Origin of the sequence: Bifidobacterium amazonense (genome assembly GCF_018555435.2) — a bacterium.
In the GTDB taxonomy this organism is placed as follows: Bacteria; Actinomycetota; Actinomycetes; order Actinomycetales; family Bifidobacteriaceae; genus Bifidobacterium; species Bifidobacterium amazonense.
In genome coordinates this window covers 1-21,091 of record NZ_JAFEJT020000056.1, presented here as the reverse complement: position 1 = coordinate 21,091, position 21,091 = coordinate 1, and the positions used below count along the sequence as shown (strand labels likewise).

Here is a 21,091-nt window from a genome sequence, read left to right as displayed (position 1 = left end):
GTTCATCAGGCGCTTTTTGGTTGTTGTTTTTCTTGGTCGTTAAACATCCTACCCAGAAAGCGCTTTTCTCTTACTCCCTCAACGACTCAACAACGAACCCACACCCACGAAAACAGCAATAGCGCCTCATTTTGTTCCTTTGAATGTGTGTGTCCTTCTGGTTGTATGAAGTCCCGACCAGGGTTGAGGACCTGGAAAGATTGCAGCATATTGGGGCGAATCGCTTCCAATATCTTTCGTATTCCTTGCTCAAGCGCTGTGCTCTGCGTCTTGTCAAGAGCGTCAATCATCGACAGCAAGGAATCAGGGTATTGCTGCGGATACGGCATCTTCGCAAGAGCCTGCCGCAGCTCCCTGATTTGCGGAGTAATGATCTGCGAGGCTAGCTGATGAGCCGACTGAACACCTTGCCGTATACGCTCATCCACCGCATCGGTAAGCTCATGCAGCAGTCCTTCGCCATCGCCTGCAGCGAAACCGTTGCGCTTCGCATATGGGGCAAGCAATTCTTCCAGATATGACCGATTGAGATTGTCGTACATTTCGATGCTGCAATTCAGGAACATGTTCTGCACCAGCGAGAGATCCGTGTTCTCAGCTACGAGGTCAGTAACGGTTTGTTCGAAAGTCGTCACCGGCAGCCCCTCGCGCATGGTCAGCGACTCAGCCGGATAATCTTTCAGTCGGATCATGATGTCTATCCGTTGCGTTTGTTTCCTTACCGGAGTACCAAAGCAGTAAGGTTCCGGAACAAAATCACCGACTCCCAGAAGCCATGCGGCGGTATGCGAACACACCACAGCGTCAGGCCGGAAATCCTGAAGCCGCTTCTCCGCAGTTTTCTCGGGATACAGCGACAGCCACGCGGCATGCAGTGATTCGAACCGTTCAGATGGTGCGGAAGTGTTACGGTACACGCCTTTGCATAGCCGCTCCAGCTTGCCTGCCGACTCCAGCCGGGACATGACAGACCGCGCGACTCCCAGCTGCTGCGCTTGCGCAGTGGTGACCAACCCCCATTGCGTTGCCATCAGCGGGGCCAGCCGTTGAAGAACGGAATATCTACTCATGCTTGGATTGTATATTAAATAATATACAATCCAAGATTGTTTAATATCCAACGACCTAGGACTGACGATCGCTGGGCACGTCGGTATGACGTTCGTCAAGCGTTCGCCGTCCACGGCATGCTCTCCATTACCAACGAGGAGCTGTACAAGGCCGCCGAAAGCGCGAGACACACAAAGGGCGTGGCCGAGATGCCGGGGCCGCCGACGGCGTATCCACCCAGCGAGGTACCCACGACGATGCCGATGTTGCCGAAGGAGATGAACATGCCGTTCGCGAAATCCGGATACTCCGGTATCGAGGTCGAGGTTACGTACTGCTGCACGTTGTCGCCGAAGCCGTACAGCGCGCCCCATACGACACCATCGCACCGAAAACGATCGACTGAATCGCCGAACCGTTCAGCACCGCGTACAACGCACAGACGATCAGGGGAAACACCATCAGCATCCTCGCGGATGCGCTTGACAGGAGACGCCCGGCAAGATGGTCGCCGATCAGGCCGGCGGCGCCGAAGCCAAGCAGCAGCGCCGATTGCGTTTCGCCCTGGATGCCACCAACTTCGGTGATATACTCTGCCGCGTACGCGTAGGTGGAGAAGATCGCGGCCTGCACGCCCACGATGATCAGCAGGGAAACGATAGGCAGGGACCTTACCAGCGCGGAGACTTGCTCCAGGTATCCCCTAGCCCGCTGTGCGGGCAAGGCGGGGAACAGGCCGGCTTGGGCGGCTTCGATGCCAAAACGGGTCGCGACGTCAGGAAGGATGCCGATGATGCCGGTTTCCGTGCAGAGTATGCCGAAAGATGCTAAACACAAGCACGGGAATGATACGGGACAAGGGCCATGGCTCAGATCGTTGCAATTGTGTGGATGGTTGTGCCATGGGATTGCGCGTTGCCAATCGTTGATGGTCGTGGATTGGTCATGCCGATGGAAAACGGATCCGTAGCGGACCTCATCTCCACCAGCAGTAAGTAATACGCGGCCGTCACACGACGATCCAATGCAGTTCGCGCACACAACGGCATGCTCTCCATCACCGACGAGGAGCTGGACAAGGCCGTCGCCGACTACACGGCGCTGCTGAGCAGCAGGCCCAATCCTTCGGTCGAATGAAACGGCGGGGTGCCGCATCACTGCGATGCGGCACCCCGCCGTTGTTCGTTGTCGTCGGCATCGGCTCCGCTCCGGACAGAGCCAGCTTCGCTACCACGCGAATGGCTCGTAGCAGATGTCCTCGGCGCTGACGCCGGCCTTGCGCAGGACGCGTCGCACGGTGCGGGTCATACCGGTCGGACCGGCGATGAGGTAGACGGCGTCCGGTGTGACGGCCGATCGCAGCTCCTCCGCGGTGAACCGGCCCACCTTGAGCGTAAGCAGACTGCCGGTGCGTTGGCTCCACGATTCAAGCTCGTCGCGACACAGCAGTCCGTTCTCATCATGCGCACAGTACATGACCCGCACCGGTCGGCGCCCGTCGCCGAAACGGAAGATGATCGGCAGCAGGGGCGTGACGCCGATGCCGCCCGCGAATACGACGATCGGCCGGTCTCCCCCATGCTCGTCGAGGAATCGGCGATAGCGGCCGAACGGCGGCAGCATGTCCACGTCCGTGCCGGCGGCCGCCACGGTCGGCAGGCGGCGCGTGAAGTCGCCGTCGCCTCGGATCAGGAACACGGCCTCATCCTCGCCGTTGGGCATGTTGGCCATCGAGAACGGATGGTATTCCTTCATGCCATTGACGCGCGGGAACCGCAGGAACGCGAAGTCGCCCTCCTCCCAGCCGTGGCTGATGCCGGGCACGCGCACGGTCAGCCTGCACACGTTCGGCGCGGCCAGCGTGCAGGAGATGACCCGGCCGTGCAGCGCGCCGAACCGTTCATGCCACCGGCTGTACGCGTACCATGCCAGCACCGCGATGGTCGCCGCATCGGTCAGCACGATGAACGGCGTGACCGTGACGATGTAGCGGATCGCATGGAAATGCAAGCACACCAGCACCACGGCGATGAGGATGATCCGGTGCAGCCACACGTTGATCTCGTGGCGGAACACGCGTTCGAGCTGCCGTTTCAGCCATCCGATCGGCGGGATCAGGTCGGCGATCCACCGGGCCATGAAGATCACCGCCAGCACCACCACGGCGAGCAATAGCCAGAACGCGAGGTTCCCGTACATTTTCGCCGGGCCGAACGCGGGCAGATCGGCGCGGTGGAACGCCGCCAGTATCAAGGCCAGCATGCCGAGCACGCCATGCATCATATAGATGTTCGGCAGACCGATCAGCCGATCGAGCCAGCGCGGACGGCAGCTCAGATACACGGCTTCCAACATCCACACATACGCGATGACGCCCAACGCGATCGGCGTCATGAACGCCGTACGGTAGACGGGCCGGATGAACGCCGCCATCGTCGCGACGAACGGCGCGGGAACCACGGCGAGCGCGACGATCCACGCCGCCGCGAGCCGCGCGGGAATGAGGTTGCCTGATCGTGTCATCAATGGAACCTTTCTTTGGGAATGGATGCCGGGATTGATGCTGATTCCGATTTCAGCCTAAGCCGGTCAGATCAGCCTGTTGTCACGCAGCCACGCGGTTACGTCGTCGGCGGAATCGGCCGCGCTCGAGCCGTTCACCTGCAACGGGTCGAGTATCGTCACGTCCGGTTCTCGTTCGGTCAGGGAGTCGACGAACCGGTCGCAGGAGGAGCCGCCGGACGTGCAGAACGGCGCGACGGTCTTGCCGGCGAGGTCGTAGTCGTCGAGGAACGTGCGGATGATCATCGGTTCCTCATACCACCAGATCGGCGTGCCCAGATAGATGACGTCGTAGTCGTCGAGGTTGTCGATGGTGTCGGCGATGGCCGGCCGGGCGTCGTCCTGCTTCTCCTGCTGCGCGACCTCCAGCAGCGTGTCGTAGTCGTCGCTGTACGGCGTGGCCGGTTCGATGCGGAACTCGTCCGCGCCGGTCTGCTGCGCGATGATGTCGGCCACGGTCTTCGTGTTGCCGGTCTGGGAGAAGTAGGCGATAAGCGCCTTGCCGTCGGCGGCCGGCCGTGTCGCGGAATCCGACTGCCGGCTACTGGATTCCTTGCCGGAACCGGACGTGGTGCCGGTCGCGGACGGGCCGGATGTCGTGCCACCGCAGCCGGCGAGCGCGGCGATCAGACCCAAGGACAGGATCGCGGTCAGGGTTTTTCTCGTGATGGGTCTCCTTGCTGTGCTGAAAGAGCGGGGATCGCTATCCATTGAACGAGGATTCGTCGCCTTGTTCCAATGTTTTGCGGGCACGGCACCCCATGCCCGGAACGTATGGAACGGATGAGAGACAGGGTTATTCGGAATGAGGTGATTACGGTTCCTGCCGTAATCGCGTGGCGGTTCTGGACGGCACTAGTGGTGTCGCGGCCGTCCGCTTCCTTGTATTCCGGATAATCGCCGTCGCCATGCCCGCTTGCGCTGTGGCGTGGAAGGAGGCCGGCCCCTTGCCGGTCCCTGACGTTTGATCGTGTGGTACGGCACCCGAGTGCCGTGTTCTTGTCAGTTTCGGACGTTTACGCGTGGGACGTCCTTTGGGTGGGGTGATCGGATTGCCCTTGTGTCCCAGGTAGCGGCGTCCCCGGTCGGCGATGTTGACCGCGGACCCATAGTCGCGTTGGATGGTGCGCCCGCAGCCGGGGCATTGGTATTCACGTTTCCTGCCGAGGTTCTTGACGCGCGTGTGGCACCATGGGCACGTGTCGGATGTGTGCGCGGGGTTGACCTGGACGACGCGGCGCCCGTTCCGGTTCGCGACGTGGTCGAGCTTGGCGAGCTGGCTGCCGTGGCGGAATTCGTAACGGCCGGACGCGTCGAACGCGTCCAGTTTCTCGACCGCGATCAGTTCGCCGGGCTTCGCGTGACTGATGATGTCGTGCGCGTACCGCCAATCCAACAGTTCCTTGATCCGGTACATCTTGTCCCGTAATGTGATCGACTGCGAGTACAGACGCTCCCATTTCGGATACGCAGCGACCTGAATAGGATCGTCCGGATCCGAGGGGCGCTGCCAGGGCATGAGGTTCTTGAGCGCCGTAAGGCAACGCTGGTATTCGACGTACAGGCGTTCCAACACTATCTGCTGGCGTTGGGTGTCCACACCCACGATAAGCTCGCGGCTCACATGCCCGTTGTAGGCGAGGCGCACGCCGCTGATGCCGCCATGCCAGTCCGCGTTGAAATCGAAGCCGACCACGTGCGGCGTCTTCGACACGTCCGGTTTCACCGGTCTTCGTTCGAACACGACCAGGTCGAACACGATCCGACCATCATTGGTACGTCGCATGGTCGGACGGGACACGCGGATCATGTCCGGATACCGTCGGCGCATGTTCGGAAAAACAAGGGTCACGTCCACGAAACGGTCCGCGACCGCCATACGACGATAGGTAACCGTCTCACGGTCGAAGTCGATCTCGCCTTGACGGCAGGAATTGTTGTTCGACTGGTCATAAGGGAACCGCGTATGCACCACGGTGGGGATAATGGGATGCCCGCCATGGTTGACGACATTGGCAAACAACTGAGGGTCGACCTGCCTGCCGAGCAGATCGGACACGTCCTTGCAGGTCGCCTTATCCCAACCGAGCTTGTCCAATGCGGTGGCGACGCGTTCGCGCGCCTGCCAGGCGAGCACGAGACGAGCCGTCTCGCATTGGTTGACCCGGTTCTGATGCGACAGGTTCCGAAACAAGGCCGGCAGAGAGACCAAACACACGTTTTTGCGCGCCCACTCGTTGCCAAACCCCTCGCCCTTGGCCGATAGTCCCGTGTTCAACCGGATCATCATGTTCTGGCAGTGGCGCGCACGATCCAGATGATTCCAGAACAGGGCCTCCACGTCCATGGGGGCCAGTTCCACGCCAGTCATCGTGTCCGTGACACGGATCGGCTCCAACGCGGGCACGCCGCACGCGACCTCACTCGCCTTCATCCCGATCCGCCTTCCCATCCAGGCGGGCTTCCGCTTTTTTCAACAGCAACCGTTGATGCTCGACGGAACGCAGCTTGTAAAACCGGCCCGCAAACGAGGCCAACAGGCTCATGAAATCATCCATGAGCTCATCCGTCATGCCCTTCTCGCGCTCTCCGTCCAACACGACCAGCTTCACGCCCAGATACCCAAGATGCCGCTCCAAATAGGAGGAGCCGAACCGGGACAGGCGATCACGCGCGGTGACCGCGACCCGGTCGAACATGTGGTTCTCGGCATCATCCAACAAGCGGGCCAGGCCCTTGCGCCGCTCGTTCAACCCGGATGCACGATCCCGATACACGTTCACGGGCTCCCCGTACGCGGCAGTCAGTCGTTCGACCTGCGTGTTCATGCGCACAGTGTTTCCCTCGCTGTCACGCACGTAGAACACGAGCTTGCCCTCCGGCAACGGGGTTCCCTGCTTCTCGGCCATATACCGGTCGATCTCATGCGGATCATACACCTTCTGCCCACCGGGAGTCAGCTCATAACGAATAGAACCGGAAGCGACGATCAGCTTGAACGCGGCCACCGACAAATGCAAACGCTCAGCCGCCTCCGCACGACGAAGATACTTAACCATCACGAACACCCCCCTTACAAGACATAATTATAGCAACTAACCCAAATATCCACAAATAAGACAACAGCAGAACAGGCTGACCACATGACCGTCCTTTCATCGCTTGGCGTACGTGGATGTTCCCTTGTACGAACGTCCACGCGGATCGTTAACCGCCGATGCTAGGAAGTTCGAGCGCTCGAAGTCAACGCGGATGGAACGCCGCGGATGATGTCGGCGATCATGCGAAGCGCGGGCGGCGCACGGTCATCCATATGCCGAGCGCCATCACCACCACGCCCAACGCGATGCCGAACAGGGCGGAGCTGACGGTCGCGTTCGGTGAGTGCTCAGCGAGCAGCAGGACGTTTTGCGTGGTGACCAGCGAGAACAGCGCGTCGGCGAACGACAGGTACTTGACCGACGAGTCGATGGGATCCTTGGTGCGATGGGCGACGACCATACCGCGTATCGCGCCGCCGATCTTCACCGACGTGATCGTGGCGACGGTGATCGCCACGATCATGTTGGTGCGAGGCTGCCGTCCGACGGACAGCATGGCCACGCAGGACATGGCATACGCCAATCCGACCACGAACAGGAACATGCCGGTGCGCCGGTAGACACGCAGTTCACGCTCGCGCCGCTCGTTCGCGTCCGTGATGACGCGGGTACGCACGTGGGTGCGGATCACCGCGGACCGCGCGGCGCACAGGATCGCGTAGTAGACGCCGGTGGCGATGAACAGCAGCGACATGGCCCATACGCCGATCGCGAACTTGACGACCGCGGTCAGCATGCCGATAGTGGCGGAGACCACCGCCGCCATGACCACGCGATCGTTGTTCTCCAACGCCCGCCACTGCAGATACCAGTGCGCCCCCTTGGCCGGCAACGTCCCCTCACGACGCACCAGACTATGGGCGACCCGTTCCGTTACTGGTCGTTTACGCTGCTTCATCACGACTCGTCATCTTGCTTCGCAGCGGGAAGGCGCACGGTGACGGTGGTGCCTTGGCCTTTGGCACTGGTCACGTTGATGAATCCGCAGCTCAATTCGACGGCGCGTTTGACCATCGCCATGCCGAGTCCGTTGCCCTGTACGGCATGCGAGGTGTCGCCCTGATAGAATTTGTCGAACATGTGCGCGATCTCGTCGGGGGTCATGCCGCAGCCGTCGTCGCTGATTGCGACCGATACCGTGCCGCCGCGCGAACGTTGGGTGAGACTCACATGACCGCCGGGCTCGGTGTACTTGAGCGCATTGCCGAGGACGTTGCTCCAGATGAGCGCGACGATGCCGGGATCGGCGTGCACCATCGCCGCGTCTTCGATGTCGCAGTCAAGGTCGACGTTCTTTTCGGTGAACAGGTCGTCCAGCGCGAGGATCTCGTCGGTAAGCTGACGGACGAGGTCATAGTCGCGCGCTTCGGACACGATAGTCTGGCTTTCGAGCTTGTTGAGCCTGAGGATGTCGGTCACCAGCATGTTGAGTCGTTCGGACGCGGAAATGATGGTCCGCGCGCATTTCTCACGCCGGGCCCTGTCCATGTCCACGTCGCGCATCATGGTCGCGTAGTTCGTGATGACGGCCAAGGGGTTGCGGATTTCGTGGCTCACGTTGGAGACGAAATCGTTCTTCATGGTTTCGATGCCGCCCAGTTCGGCGACCATCGTGTTGAAGTCGGCGAACATCTGGTCGGTCGAATCCCAGTCCCGGCCGCCTTCGATGTGCTGGGGCGCCACGTATACGGAAAAATCGCCTTTGGCGACCTTGCCGGCTGCTTCTCCGATCTCCTGCATCGGCCTTTCGATGCGTTCGTGGATCTGCCGGCCGATCACCCATGCGAACGCCACGGCCAGTGCCAGCCAGTAGACCAGGACCGCCACGGCGAGATACCACCGGTCGAATACCGGCAGCAGCCGCGGCAGCCAGACGATCAGGCTCATCTGTCCGGCGGCGGCCAGCAGGAACGTCACGAACGACCACAGTATGATCCCACCGGACAACGGGCCGGAGATCATGCCGTATCGGGCTGGCTGGTCAGGCTGTTTCATATCGTTCATATCGATTCCCTGCTCCTCCGTCGCAAGCTGGCTGGCTCCCCTCCCTGAAGGATCGCGTTCCCGCCTCGGCTTCTCTCGGCTCGCTTCACGGACGACTACGCTCCGGGGGAAAGCCGAAAGCGGTCACTGGTTCGGGACGGCTTTGTAGCCGAGTCCCCTCACGGTCAGAATGCTGAAGTAGGGGCAGCCGGCGAATTTCTGGCGCAGTCGCGTGATGTACACGTCGGTGACGCGCAGGTTGTTGTCCGCATCCTGCCCCCAGAATTCGTCCATGAGCCGGCCGCGCGAGAACACCTGACGCGGGTAGCTCAGCAATTTGTACAGGATGTTGAACTCGCGCACGGTCAGTTCGACCGGTCTGCCGTCCAGCTGGGCGGACATCTCGGTGGCGTTCATCTCGAACCCGCCGACCTTGAGCAGATGGCTTTCCTCGATGCCGGCGCGTCGCAGCAACGCTTCGACGCGCAGCACCAGTTCGTCCAGTTCGATCGGCTTGACCATGTAGTCGTCCACGCCGGTATGGAACCCGTGCCGTTTCGCGGCCATGTCATCCCTGGCGGTCACGAAGATGATCGGCAGATGGTCGTCCATCCGCCGCAGTTTCGCCGCGAACTCGAACCCGTCGATGCCCGGCATCATGATGTCCGAGATCACGAGGTCGATGATTCGGCCATGCATCGCCGCGTACGCCTCGTCGGCCGACAGACACCCGTACACCATGTACCCCGCGTCGCGCAGGTACATGCACATGATGTCGTTGAGTTCCCTCTCGTCCTCGACGACCACGATGGTTGCCATACGTCCCCTCCTGCGCTTCCGGAAGTCCGATGGTTTCAGGTTACTCCCCCGCCCCGCTCGCCTGCGACTCGTCCGCACTCACATCATTCGTCCGCACGTCGCCGCGCATGAGCAGCGAGTTCGCGTGCCTGCATACGTCGTAGTTCATGTCATGAAGATGATCGATCGCCGGCTCGTTGCGCGCCGTCACGATGGAGCGTGCCCGTTTGGCGGCCGGCCATGCGCCGAGCCAGCAGAGGAATCCCGGAATCGCCAGCACGACCATCAACGCCATAAGCCCGCCCAGGTAGGAGAACGTCGCCCCGCCCAGGAACACGCATCCGATCAGTCCGGCGCTCAGGCCGACGATCGACGACGTGCGGGCGGGAGCGTTCTCCAGTCGTTCCAGTTCGCGGATATGCGAGTCGAACTGGCGTTGCAGCCGGGTCAGTCCGGCGCGGTTGGGCAGACTGCGATCGCGTTTGAACCGCAGTTCGCCATGCCCCGATCGTTCCGGTCCATCCGGCACCCAGCCGAAGTTCCGGTAGCCGTCCGCCACCATCGACTCGTATGCCGTTCCCACGTGCGCGATCGTATACTCGTAGCCCACGAAATCCGTGGCGTTGCCCTCATAACGCGATTCCATGTCTCGCTCCTTGTCCCGTTATCCTGCCGGCGGCGTTCACGGCCGCACGCATGGTTGGTTGGTGTTCGGGCACGAGCGTATGGGCGTATGACAACGCCATGTTGAACGAGTGTTAACGATTCATGAAAGCCGTTGACGTCTCCTATTCTTCGTCATCCTGCGAGGCTGTGCGACGAGCTCAGTGGTTGAAGGCCATGACGCCGACGAGCTTGTGCGGCACGTACGGCTCCTCGAGATAGGCGATCTCCTCGTCCGTGAGCTTCAAGGCCACGGCGTCAAGCGCGCTGTACATGGTCTGGCACGCGCAATAGCGTCGCCCATCTTACGATCACGACTGCGGACCTGTCGTCAGGTACGGATCCCGGCCGGCACCAGCACGGTACTCTCTCGGCGTGCATCCGTAGCGTTGCCGGAACCGTTTGGCGAAATAGCTGGCGTCGTTGAACCCGCAGACATGGGCGACGCACGCGACGGAATCGTCGCCGGAAACGAGCATCACCGCGGCCCGGCGCAGACGGTAGGAGATCAGATACTCCCCCGGGCTGACCGCGGCGAGACGCGTGAACAGCCGGAAGCATTCGGTACGGCCGACGCCGGCACTGGCCGCGATGTCGGCCACATCGATGCCGTCGCCGAAATGCCGTTGGATGAACGTCATCATGGTGCGCATGCGCCGTTCACGAAGCAGTTCCGTATCGTCCGGCCGCTCGTCCGGCACCTTGTCGAGTGCCGACAACGTCAGTCGCCACAGTCTTGCCACGTGTTCGACGTATTCCAGCGGTGCGGTCGACTCATGTTTGCCGATTGACGTGACAGCCAGTATTTCGGCGAGTATGTCACGGTCACGGTTCGCGTCGAGTCGCAGGCCGGCGAGCGGCCGGTTCGCGACCGGCAGGACGTGCTGGCTATAGATCGTGCCGGACGGCTGCCCGGTGAAGAACAGCGGCGAGAACGTGACGCAGCTCATGATCGCGCCCGGAGCGGGATTGTCGGCCGAGTGCAGCGTCTCGGAGTTGACGAAGATGCCATCGCCCTGTTCGAGTCGTATCGCGCCGTCGCCGGCGAGATGATAGTCGCATCCGCCGCGCAGCATGATCGCGAATTCAAAGTCGCGATGCCAGTGCACGTTGATCTCATGACCGGCGAGCGTGTCGAAGTAGTCCATGCAGAAGTGGATCGGCAGGGTGGGGTCGTCGTACCGCATGTCCTCCAGATAGTCGGAGTTCACCCGAACCGCGATATTCGCCATACCACCTCACCTCCATGCATTTTCGCATATCGTATCCATCATCATGGAACGATTCTCCTATACTCAGGAATCATCATACCAATATTTCGCCACAATAAACGCCCTCGGGAGGAGTTCGAGGAATTATCATCATAATCAACTACCCCCAGTCAAACGGGGATACGCAACGCCGGGCACCGATCCCGCACACACCGTCACAAGCCGGAGCGAGCATCGACCCGGACCATCAGCCGAAAGGAATCCCATCATGCTGCGCGCAAACTCGGACAACGTCACATTCAAGATCATCGGCAACGTGCTGACCATAGAATCCATACCGGGCAAGGACTTCTTCGTCAACCCGGTGGACGACAGCGTGGTCGCCGACGCGGCCTTCGTCTACCGGCCCGTCGTGGGCGATTTCGTCTGCCGAGCCAAGATCTCGCTCGAGCACAAGGCGAAGTTCGACGGCGGTGCGCTGTTCGCCTATCAAGACGATACGCATTGGGTGAAAGCCTGCTTCGAGCAGGGCGACTACGGGTTCAAGTCGGTCGTCACCGTGGCGACCGACGGCGTTTCGGACGACTGCTACGGCGTCACCGTCCACGGCGATTTCGTCTGGCTGCAGCTCGCCCGCACCGACGACGTGTTCTCGATCCACTACTCCTTCGACGGCATGCAGTGGTTCATGTCGCGCCTGTGTTCCTCCATGTCGTTCGATCGGCTGCTCAAGGTCGGGTTCGAGGCCCAGTCCCCCACCGGAGACGGCGGCACGCGCACGTTCACCGACTTCGAGATCCTCGACCACCGGCTGTCCGATCCGAGGGCCGGACAGTGACTATGCGGACCCCGGACCTGCATCGGTGCACGCGATCCGATTCGGATACATCGGACACGCCATCTATAATGTACGATCGTACACAATATCGTATACGCAGCATCAGCAAAGGAGCGAACGACCATGACCCAGAACACCTACGACGTCACCGCCGATCTCACGCCCGAGGGGCGCGTCGAATGGGATCTCATGGTGGCCGGCGAGGTCTATCAGGACTCGCATCCGGAGATCGAACGCAAGCGAGTGGAAGCCAAGAAGCTGTTCCGCGCCTATAACGCGCTCGACTACGATCAGGAGGCCGAACGCCGCGCGATCATGGAGCAGCTGTTCGCCGCGGTCGGCGACGACGTGTTCATCGAGCCGAACTTCCGCTGCGAGATGGGCCGCAACATCTCGATCGGTTCGCACGCGTACATCAACTTCGACTGCGTGATGCTCGACAACGCGCCGATCACGATCGGCGACTACGTGTGGATCGCGCCGATGGTCGGCCTGTTCGCCACGAACCACGCGCTCGACTTCGAGGAACGCAAGAACGGCGCATGCCAAGCCAAGCCGATCGTCCTTGAAGACGGCGTGTGGCTCGGCGGCCATGTGACGGTGCTCGGCGGCGTGACCATCGGCCGCGGTGCGGTGATCGGCGCGGGGTCGGTCGTCACGCACGACATTCCGGCCGGTATGATCGCCGTGGGCAATCCGGCCCGCGTGCTGCGTCCGATCACCGAAGCGGACAAGACCGGCTTCTGCGAGCGCATCGCCGCCCGCGACGCAGCCCGATGACGACATCACCCGGCGCCCGGGCTTTCCCGACGCGAGCGGATTCGCCGAGCTGCGTATGGTCGACCATCACGTTGCCGGTGACGAGCACGCCCGTTCCTCCCTTCGCCCACTCGCGGTACAGGCGTACATGGGCTTCGGTCGGCGCGCAGTCGCGGCCGGCGAGCGCCTCGTTCATCGCGGACTTGTAGAAGCGGTTCTTCAGCGTCACGCCGCAGGGCAGGGTCAGTGGCTCGGCGAGCGCAGTGGCCTTCTTGTCGTTTGCTATGATTACGGATTTTCAATCGTCTATATTTTTGCAACTGTCTAAAAAATAACACATAGTTGGACAACCGCAAAATCATGGACGATCGATTATGCTGGGCAGTCATGAAGAAGGATCTCAACGCCAAGCTCACGCGCGGCACGCAGCGCACGCTCGACGCGTTCTTCGGAGCGATGACCACGCTGCTGCAAGCCAAGTCGTTCGCCGACATCAGCGTCAACGAACTGTGCGAGGCCGCAGGATACCCGCGCGCCACGTTCTACAACTACTTCGAGGATCGCGACGACCTGCTCAACTACTGTTGGATCGCGTTGGCCGGGCGTACGGATTCCGCCGATCTCGCGTCGGTCGAACCGTCACGGCGCGTGGACGTCGCGCTCGACTCCATGGCCGACCTCCTGGAATCCAATGTGGACGCGCTCCACGCGATCCTCGCGCACAATCCGCCCGAAGGCACGCTGTTCTCCAGCCTGCACACGTTCATCGAACGGCGCGCACGCGAGATCATGCTCGCCTGCATCAAACGAGACCGCTTCGACCTGCCGGCCGAACTGGTCGCCGACCATTACGCGAACACGCTCATGCTCGTGCTCGACTGGGCGTATCTGCGCGGCCACACGCTCGACCGCGAACAACTCCACGCCTACACGCACGCCCTGCTGCACGGCGTGGAATGTTGACGAAGAGACCGACGGCGGGATAGGTCGGTCAGATGCCGGCGAGGTCGAAGAACCGTTCGATGACGGCGTCGTTGAGGAGCCGGCCCTTGCGCGTGGGCACGACGCGGTTGGTTGCGGGGTCGATGACGATGAGACCGTCCTCGACCATCGGACGCAGTTCGGCCGGGTCGATGCGGTGGAACGGCGTGTCCGCACCGTTGGCGTCGGATTCGACGACGGCATGGTTGATGCGGTTCAGGTCAAGTCCTTCGCGCAGCCGTAATCCAAGCATGATGAGTTCCTCAAGATTCTCGCCCGGCGTGATGGTCTCACTGCCGCCCCACGGGACGCGGCTTTCGTTGATGGCGGCGCCCCACAGGCGGGGATGCGCGATGTCCCAGCTGCGCAGGCCGTGCGCGGTATTGGCAGCGGTACGCACGATGGCGTCGTCAGAGGTCCGTCGATCGTCCGCGATCGGAGTAAGTACAGACCCGTCATCATCCGCTGCCGTCGCAGCGACCGCATGGTTGTAGTGCGAATGCGCTCCCGGGCCAAGCCCCGCCCAGTCGACGTTGCGCCAGTAGCCGAGGTTGTGCCGGCTCTCATGGCCCGGCCGCGCCCAGTTGGACACCTCGTACCATTCGAGTCCGGCCGCGGCGAACAGGTCGTCGGCGATCTCGTATTTCGCGGCCTCGTCGTCGTCATCGGGCTTGGGCAGGGTGCCTGCCGCGATCTGACGACCCATCTTGGTGGTCGGCTCGACCGTGAGCGCGTACGCGGAGATGTGGTTCGCGCCGAGATCGACGGCGGTGCGCACGGAGGTGCGCCAGTCGTCGAGGCTCTCCCCCGGCGCGCCGTAGATCAGGTCGACGCTGGAGCGCAGTCCGGCCTTGTTGGCCGCGGCCACGCCTGCGGCCACGTTGGCCGGCGTGTGCGTGCGGTCGAGCGTGCGCAGCACGTGCGGCACGGCGGATTGCATGCCGAACGAGATGCGGGTGAAGCCGCCTTTGGCGAGCCGGTTGATGTAGTACTCGTTGACGGTGTCCGGGTTGGCCTCGGTGGTGATCTCCGCGTTCGGGGCGATGCCCCAGATGCGGCGGATGGCGTCCAGCATGGCCACGAGGTCGTCGGCGGCGAGGATGGTGGGCGTGCCGCCGCCGAAGAACACGGTGTCGGCCGCCGGCTCCTCGATGCCGTGTGCGAGCTGCCAGTCACGCACGAGCTCCATCTCGCGGATCACCATGTTCGCGTAGTTGCCGCGCGACGCGCCCGCGCCGAGGTCGACGGCCGTGTACGTGTTGAAATCGCAGTATCCGCAGCGCCGCATGCAAAATGGCACGTGGACGTAGATTTCATAGGTCATCGCGACTATCACTCCTCATTCAAGCTCTTTACGCGTCGCCTCCGGCCCCGCAATTACGGACTTCGCTATGCGAAGACTCAATCCGACCTTCGCTCACCTATCGGCTCAGCCTTCCGTCTTCTGCGCGGCGCGGATCTTGTCCTTGGTGTCGCGGTCGTTGCCGGCGTCGCCGGTGGACAGGGCGGCGATGAACGCCTCCTGCGGCACCTCGACGTGGCCAAGCATCTTCATGCGCTTCTTGCCGGCCTTCTGCTTTTCGAGCAGCTTGCGCTTGCGGGAAATGTCGCCGCCGTAGCACTTGGCGAGCACGTCCTTCCTGAGCGCGCGGATGTTCTCGCGGGCGATGATGCGCGAGCCGATCGCCGCCTGGATCGGGATCTCGAACTGCTGGCGCGGGATGAGCTCGCGCAGCTTCTTCGTCATCATCACGCCATAGCTGTACGCCTTGTCGCGGTGCACGATCGCGCTGAACGCGTCGACCTTCTCGCCCTGGATGAGGATGTCGACCTTGACCAGATCGGCCGCCTGCTCGCCGTCCTCATGGTAGTCGAGCGACGCGTAGCCCTTGGTGCGCGACTTCAACTGGTCGAAGAAGTCGAACACGATCTCGGCGAGCGGGATGCGGTAGTGCATCTCGACGCGGTCGGCGGAAATGTATTCCATCGTGCCCATGATGCCGCGGTGGTCCTGGCACAGGTCCATGACCGCGCCGATGAACTCCTTCGGCGTGATGATGTCGGCCGCGACCATCGGCTCGACGATCTTCTTGATCTTGCCGTCCGGGAACTCGCTCGGATTGGTCACGTGATGTTCGCTGCCGTCCTCGGCGGTCACGTCGTACGGCACGTTCGGCGCGGTGGAGATCAGGTCGAGACCGAACTCGCGGTCGAGTCGCTCGCAGACGATCTCCATGTGCAGCAGTCCCAGGAAGCCGCAACGGAAGCCGAAACCGAGCGCGACGGACGTCTCCGGCTCGTAGATGAGCGCCGCATCGTTGAGCTTGAGCTTGTCGAGCGCGTCGCGCAGGTCGGGGAACTGGGCGTTGTCGATCGGGAACAGGCCGGCGTAGACCATCGGCTGCGGATCGCGGTAGCCGGGCAGCGGCTCGGTGGCGGGGCGCACGGCGGAGGTAAGCGTGTCGCCGACCTTCGACTGGCTCACGTCCTTCGCACCGGTGATGATATAGCCGACCTCGCCGGCTCCCAGCGCCTTGGTGGGCATCATGTCGGGGCTGATGACGCCGATCTCGATCGGATCGTGCGTCATGCCGATGCCCATCATGTGCACCTTCTCGCGGGCGTGCAGCTCGCCGTCCTCCATACGGATGTAGGTGACGATGCCACGGTACGAGTCGTACACGGAGTCGAAGATGAGCGCGCGGGCCGGGGCCTTCGGATCGCCGTGCGGCGCGGGCACCTCCATGACGATGCGGTCGAGCAGCTCGGCCACGCCTTCGCCGGTCTTGCCGGACACGCGCAGCACGTCGCTCGGCTCGCAGCCGATGAGTCCGGCGATCTCCTCGGCGTGCTTGTCCGGCTCGGCGGAGGGCAGGTCGATCTTGTTGAGCACGGGGATGATGGTCAGGTCGTGGTCGATGGCCATGTACAGGTTCGACAGGGTCTGCGCCTCGATGCCCTGGGTGGCGTCGACGAGCAGCACCGCGCCCTCGCATGCGGCGAGCGCGCGGGAGACCTCGTACGTGAAGTCGACGTGGCCGGGGGTGTCGATCATGCCGAGCGTGTATTCGGTGCCGTCGAACGTCCACGGCACGCGCACGGCCTGCGATTTGATGGTGATGCCGCGCTCCTGCTCGATGTCCATGCGGTCGAGGAAGCGGTCGCGCATCTCGCGTTCGGGCACGATGCCGGACAGCTGGAGGATGCGGTCGGCCACGGTGGACTTGCCGTGGTCGATGTGCGCGATGATGCAGAAGTTGCGGATCAGCGACTGGTCGGTATATCCGGGCTTGTTCTTCGGTTCGATCACCTGATCCGTCTCCTTGTCTCTTCATACGGACTCGTCGCCGTACTGTCGTTGCGTCGTTCCCGCAATCGTGCGACAATCGGTCCTGACTGTCCGGGGCGCAACGGTTTTCACTACCAAGTTCACCAGTTTACCGGGCCCTCTCGGCATTATGTCCGCGACACTCCTAAAAAGTCTCGCGTTTTATCCGCACTGCATGTTATCATGACCGTTTGTATGTCCTTATAGCAAACGTCGTTTGGAGTAAATGTGGCAAACATCAAGTCGCAGAAGAAGCGCGTGCTCACCAATGAGAAGGCGCACATCCGCAACGTGGCCGTCAAGTCGGCCCTGAAGACCGCCGTCCGCGCCACCCGCGAGGCCATCGCCTCCGGTGACAAGGCCGCCGCCGAGGCCGCCTACAAGGTCGCCGCCCAGAAGCTCGACAAGGCCGCCGGCGCTGGCGTGATCCACAAGAACCAGGCCGCGAACCGCAAGTCCGGTCTGGCCGTCGCGATCAACGCCATGTGATCATAGCCTGATCAAGGCAAAGCAAAAGGTCCCGCACGCCGAAAGGCGCGCGGGACCTTTTCATATCGACTCTCCGCATCCGACCGCATCGGGGCGACGAAACGGACGTTCCGCCGCCGGCCGTCACTCGTCCCGGGTCCGACGGTCGTCGTCGGCATGCGGATGGATCACCGGACGCTGCAGATACCGCGACTGGCTCGGTAGGAACACCTCGTGCCGCACCATCGCCCCGGGCATGGTGATGTTGAACTTGACGGACAGCAGTCGCATGACGACGACGAGAACAACGATGGAGACATCCAGTGCGACCTCGGCGTTGAAGTTGAGGACGCGTGCCTGCACGCCCTTGCATACGAACACGGTGAGCACGCTGCCGACGGCGGATGGGATGGCGTACCAGTGCTTGTCTCGGATGAACATGGGTACGTCGTTGAGCAGCATGTCGCGCACCAGTCCGCCGCCCAACGCGGTGATCATGCCGAGGAACACGGACGTCATGCCGGACATGCCGAGAATCATGGCCTTGGACGTGCCGTTGACCGCGAACAGGCCTACGGAGAGTGCGTCGATGGTGAGCATCGACCATTTGAGCTTGTCGACTTCCGGGTGGAAGACGGCCACGGCGAGACCGGAGACGAGCGCGGTGATCACGAATCCCTTGTCGGCGATGCCGACGGGCGGCAGCGAGCCGAGCACGATGTCGCGCACGATGCCGCCGCCCAGCGCGGTCAGCCATGCGGTGATGAGCATGGCGATCAGATCGTAGTTCTTGCGCACCGCGCACAGGCCGCCCATGAGCCCGCAGCAGAAAACCGCCAGATATTCGACCCCCATGAAAAAGGCGTTGCTTTCCAGAGCAAGTTCCATCGAGCCACTCCCCTCACGTCGCGTTCCGGTCGATGCCGCGACATGCGACATCGATGCCGTACCGAGGGTACACCACGGTCTTGTCCCGCGAACCACCCGCCGCCTGTCGGAATGGCGGGATCGGTCGGCTCATCGCCTTCGAATCGTCACTACTGGTTGAGGATCCACGCCACCAGGAGGGCGCCGCCGGCGAGGATATCCAGCACCGCTGCTCCGGCGAAGCCGATGAGCAGGATCGAGACGCCACGATCCTCCTTCACCCATGCACTGGATGGCTCGAACGGATCGTAGTGCACGGTCACGCGGTCGCCCTTATGCAGTTTGCACGGACGCGACCATGTGCCGGATTCGATGCGGTATTCACGGCCGGCGACCGTATAGGAGAACACCGGCGACCATAGCGTGCCGTCGTTGTCGTAGTCTTCGAGCACTTCGCTCACGACGCCGTCGATTTTGGCGGTGCAGCGCGCATGGTGGTCGTCCTTTTCGAAGAACGCCTTGATGCAGGGGATCAGGATGATCAGCCCGACGATGATCGGCGCGAGCGCGGGAATCAGCATGATCGGGTCCCCCAACGATGCGTATCCGTCCGATTCCGCGATCGCTCGGCCGACCGCACGCACCGCGTCGGCCCCTGCGGACACCGTCATCCCGAACATCGCGGCCATCGCGGCCGCACCAGCGCCAACCGTTTCGATCATGCTTCGATTATCCCAGCGTCCGCCGCCCGGCACACAGAACCGAAAGTGAACCGCGCGTGAACTCTTGCGGGAGTGCGAGAGCGCGGGGCACAGGCCCGACGGCGATACGAGCGCACCTCTCCCCCGCTTATGGACACATGCCTGCTATGCGTGGTCCCTTACCATCGCCACCACGTCATGATTGATGGTGCGTATGGTTTCGTCGGCGAGCATCTCATCGCAGGTCATCCATCGGCAATCCTTCGAATCCACATGGAACCGCTCGCTCTTCCACGCCGCCAGCATGTTCAGAATCGTAGCCTTGTACAGCGTGTAGTCGTAGACGCGGTTTTCCCGATGCTCCGTGGAGTACTTCTCATGCGTCTCGTCCACGATACGGGTAAGAGCGAAATCCTCGCGCGGAATGTCGAATCCCGCGGACAGGTAATCCGTCAAGCAGCCGCACGTTTTCTGCTTCATTGTCCGCCGTGGCATGGTTGGGGAAGAAATCGCAGTTCCACCCGGCGTCATAGTAAAGCAGATACCGGCTGCCGTCGTTGATGGCGATGATGCTGCTGTGCTTCTCCGTTCTGTCCATGGTTTTCAACTCTTCATACAATTTGATCGATACACCCAAAAGCGGAAGTCACTAAGGCAATAAGCCACGGAACACGATCCTCAGAGAACCGCAAGTCCTGCAATCGCGCGCGATAATGGTGTGCATGGATACGATCAAGGATGATGGACGGGCGGTGGTGCTGGTCACGGGCGGCACCAGCGGCATCGGCAAGGCGACGGCGGAGATACTCGCCGCGCAGGGCAAACGCGCGATCGCAGTGGGATTGAATGCGGCCGATATCCCGCACACGCAACGGTTCGGTCGCGGCGAGCTCATCACACAGGAGATGGACGTCACCGATCCCAACACCATCCGAACCATCGTGAGCGCACTTCCTCGTCTCGACGCGATCGTGCATTGCGCCGGATTCGGCATCGCCGGTTCCGCGGAATGCACACCGATGGCGCTTGCCCGCAAACAGCTTGACGTGAACTATTTCGGTGTGCTGCAGGTCAACGAGATCGCGCTGCCGTTGCTGCGGCGGACCGCGTCGCGCACGCACCGCCGTGGCCGCGTGATCGTCGTCGGGTCGATCGGCGGCAGAATCGGACTGCCGTTCCAATCGCATTACTCCTCATCCAAGGCTGCGTTGGAGATGTACGTGGAGGCGTTGCGTTTGGAGGGACGACGTCACGGCATCGTCGCCACGATCGTCGAACCGGGCGATCTCGCAACCGGGTTCACCGGTGCGCGCGTGACCGGCGAGCCCGCGGGTTCGCCGTATGCCGAGGAATGTCGGCGGTCGGTCGGCCACATGGCGCACGACGAGCAGACCGGTGCCGGCCCGGACATCGTGGCACAGGTCATCGTGCGCACGCTCGCCAGACGGAATCCGCCGGTGCGTGTGGCCGTGGGGCGCACGTATCAGACGCTCATGCTGCTCAAACGTCTGCTGCCCGACCGCACGGTCGAGTTCATCATGCGTCGCATCTACCTGTGAACCACGATTGTGCCGCGGAGTTTGACGATCGAGAGGCTGATTTCCGGTTTTGCAAGGCTCGGTTTGACGATCGAGAGGCGAGCGCGAGTGGGTATCGGCGTCAAAACGGCCATATTACGGTCGCATGTCGGGCCATACATCCGGTTGTCCGACGAATCATAGCCTCTCGATCGTCAAACCGACCCGTGCAGGAAGATGAATCAGCCTCTCGATCGTCAAACT

23 protein-coding genes are annotated in these 21,091 nt (G+C 62.1%); 5 read left to right on the top strand and 18 right to left on the bottom strand.

All coding sequences use genetic code 11. From position 1 onward, the window contains the following. Positions 1 to 86 precede the first annotated feature (86 nt). From JS533_RS11050 to JS533_RS10995, 12 genes are all read right to left on the bottom strand, one after another. The gene (locus JS533_RS11050; RefSeq protein WP_241514594.1) at positions 87 to 1,070 is read right to left on the bottom strand and encodes a type IV toxin-antitoxin system AbiEi family antitoxin domain-containing protein; all 984 of its coding nucleotides are present in this window, start codon (positions 1,068 to 1,070) and stop codon (positions 87 to 89) included. A gap of 95 nt (positions 1,071 to 1,165) precedes the next feature. Beyond that, a complete protein-coding gene (locus tag JS533_RS11045; protein WP_241514592.1) occupies positions 1,166 to 1,336 on the bottom strand; it encodes a hypothetical protein in 171 nt (56 codons plus the stop codon). Between the two features lie 41 nt (positions 1,337 to 1,377). Further along, positions 1,378 to 1,887, bottom strand: a complete 510-nt coding sequence (locus tag JS533_RS11040) for an MFS transporter (protein WP_241514590.1) — start codon at positions 1,885 to 1,887, stop codon at positions 1,378 to 1,380. A gap of 390 nt (positions 1,888 to 2,277) precedes the next feature. Then, complete coding sequence (locus JS533_RS11035) at positions 2,278 to 3,573, bottom strand: ferric reductase-like transmembrane domain-containing protein (protein ID WP_241514588.1); 1,296 nt, start codon at positions 3,571 to 3,573, stop codon at positions 2,278 to 2,280. 66 nt (positions 3,574 to 3,639) lie between these two features. Then, a complete protein-coding gene (locus tag JS533_RS11030; RefSeq protein WP_241514587.1) occupies positions 3,640 to 4,248 on the bottom strand; it encodes a flavodoxin in 609 nt (202 codons plus the stop codon). A 178-nt stretch (positions 4,249 to 4,426) separates the two neighbouring features. Next, the gene (locus tag JS533_RS11025; RefSeq protein ID WP_241514585.1) at positions 4,427 to 6,046 is read right to left on the bottom strand and encodes a zinc ribbon domain-containing protein; all 1,620 of its coding nucleotides are present in this window, start codon (positions 6,044 to 6,046) and stop codon (positions 4,427 to 4,429) included. Beyond that, positions 6,033 to 6,671 (bottom strand): IS607 family transposase, encoded by a 639-nt coding sequence (locus JS533_RS11020; RefSeq protein ID WP_241514583.1) that lies wholly within the window; start codon positions 6,669 to 6,671, stop codon positions 6,033 to 6,035. The genes JS533_RS11025 and JS533_RS11020 overlap by 14 nt, the downstream gene beginning before the upstream one ends. A 220-nt stretch (positions 6,672 to 6,891) precedes the next feature. Next, positions 6,892 to 7,611: a hypothetical protein gene (locus tag JS533_RS11015; RefSeq protein WP_241514582.1), complete on the bottom strand. Its 720-nt coding sequence runs from the start codon at positions 7,609 to 7,611 to the stop codon at positions 6,892 to 6,894. After that, positions 7,611 to 8,717, bottom strand: a complete 1,107-nt coding sequence (locus JS533_RS11010; protein WP_241514581.1) for a sensor histidine kinase — start codon at positions 8,715 to 8,717, stop codon at positions 7,611 to 7,613. Before JS533_RS11010 ends, JS533_RS11015 begins: the two co-directional genes overlap by 1 nt. Positions 8,718 to 8,840: 123 nt before the next feature. Continuing rightward, positions 8,841 to 9,515: a response regulator transcription factor gene (locus tag JS533_RS11005; RefSeq protein WP_241514580.1), complete on the bottom strand. Its 675-nt coding sequence runs from the start codon at positions 9,513 to 9,515 to the stop codon at positions 8,841 to 8,843. Positions 9,516 to 9,555: 40 nt separating this feature from the next. After that, on the bottom strand, positions 9,556 to 10,140 hold the full coding sequence (locus tag JS533_RS11000) for a hypothetical protein (RefSeq protein WP_241514579.1): 585 nt from the start codon (positions 10,138 to 10,140) through the stop codon (positions 9,556 to 9,558). Positions 10,141 to 10,468: 328 nt separating this feature from the next. Next, positions 10,469 to 11,389, bottom strand: coding sequence for a helix-turn-helix transcriptional regulator (locus JS533_RS10995; RefSeq protein ID WP_241514578.1), 921 nt, complete (start codon positions 11,387 to 11,389; stop codon positions 10,469 to 10,471). A gap of 247 nt (positions 11,390 to 11,636) precedes the next feature. Between JS533_RS10995 and JS533_RS10990 the strand changes: the two genes are divergently transcribed. Together JS533_RS10990 and JS533_RS10985 are read left to right on the top strand one after the other, a co-directional pair. Further along, positions 11,637 to 12,206, top strand: coding sequence for a DUF1349 domain-containing protein (locus tag JS533_RS10990; protein WP_241514577.1), 570 nt, complete (start codon positions 11,637 to 11,639; stop codon positions 12,204 to 12,206). A gap of 123 nt (positions 12,207 to 12,329) precedes the next feature. Then, positions 12,330 to 12,986: a sugar O-acetyltransferase gene (locus JS533_RS10985; protein ID WP_241514576.1), complete on the top strand. Its 657-nt coding sequence runs from the start codon at positions 12,330 to 12,332 to the stop codon at positions 12,984 to 12,986. Here JS533_RS10985 and JS533_RS10980 read toward each other — a convergent pair. After that, entirely contained in the window at positions 12,925 to 13,194 is a 270-nt protein-coding gene (locus JS533_RS10980) for a hypothetical protein (RefSeq protein WP_241514575.1), read from the bottom strand. The two genes, JS533_RS10985 and JS533_RS10980, sit on opposite strands and share 62 nt — an antisense overlap. Positions 13,195 to 13,352: 158 nt before the next feature. On the opposite strand from JS533_RS10980, the gene JS533_RS10975 reads away from it, so the two are divergent. Next, positions 13,353 to 13,928, top strand: coding sequence for a TetR/AcrR family transcriptional regulator (locus JS533_RS10975; RefSeq protein WP_241514574.1), 576 nt, complete (start codon positions 13,353 to 13,355; stop codon positions 13,926 to 13,928). Between the two features lie 28 nt (positions 13,929 to 13,956). Here JS533_RS10975 and hemW read toward each other — a convergent pair whose 3' ends face one another. Together hemW and lepA are read right to left on the bottom strand one after the other, a co-directional pair. Beyond that, entirely contained in the window at positions 13,957 to 15,270 is a 1,314-nt protein-coding gene (hemW, locus tag JS533_RS10970; protein WP_241514573.1) for a radical SAM family heme chaperone HemW, read from the bottom strand. Between the two features lie 105 nt (positions 15,271 to 15,375). Beyond that, positions 15,376 to 17,256: a translation elongation factor 4 gene (lepA, locus tag JS533_RS10965; RefSeq protein ID WP_033494285.1), complete on the bottom strand. Its 1,881-nt coding sequence runs from the start codon at positions 17,254 to 17,256 to the stop codon at positions 15,376 to 15,378. 246 nt (positions 17,257 to 17,502) lie between these two features. Here lepA and rpsT point away from each other — a divergent pair, with 246 nt between their 5' ends. Further along, positions 17,503 to 17,763 carry a 30S ribosomal protein S20 gene (rpsT, locus tag JS533_RS10960; RefSeq protein ID WP_094729387.1) on the top strand — a complete coding sequence of 87 codons (261 nt, stop codon included), beginning with the start codon at positions 17,503 to 17,505 and terminating at the stop codon, positions 17,761 to 17,763. A 123-nt stretch (positions 17,764 to 17,886) separates the two neighbouring features. On the opposite strand, the gene JS533_RS10955 is transcribed toward rpsT, so the two are convergent. The 3 genes from JS533_RS10955 to JS533_RS10945 form a co-directional block, all read right to left on the bottom strand. Beyond that, a complete protein-coding gene (locus JS533_RS10955; RefSeq protein WP_241514572.1) occupies positions 17,887 to 18,630 on the bottom strand; it encodes a trimeric intracellular cation channel family protein in 744 nt (247 codons plus the stop codon). 149 nt (positions 18,631 to 18,779) lie between these two features. Next, a complete protein-coding gene (locus JS533_RS10950; RefSeq protein WP_241514571.1) occupies positions 18,780 to 19,331 on the bottom strand; it encodes a DUF3592 domain-containing protein in 552 nt (183 codons plus the stop codon). A gap of 144 nt (positions 19,332 to 19,475) precedes the next feature. Continuing rightward, positions 19,476 to 19,790 carry a hypothetical protein gene (locus tag JS533_RS10945; protein WP_241514570.1) on the bottom strand — a complete coding sequence of 105 codons (315 nt, stop codon included), beginning with the start codon at positions 19,788 to 19,790 and terminating at the stop codon, positions 19,476 to 19,478. A 242-nt stretch (positions 19,791 to 20,032) separates the two neighbouring features. Here JS533_RS10945 and JS533_RS10940 point away from each other — a divergent pair, with 242 nt between their 5' ends. Further along, entirely contained in the window at positions 20,033 to 20,869 is an 837-nt protein-coding gene (locus JS533_RS10940; protein ID WP_241514569.1) for an SDR family NAD(P)-dependent oxidoreductase, read from the top strand. Positions 20,870 to 21,091: the final 222 nt, after the last annotated feature.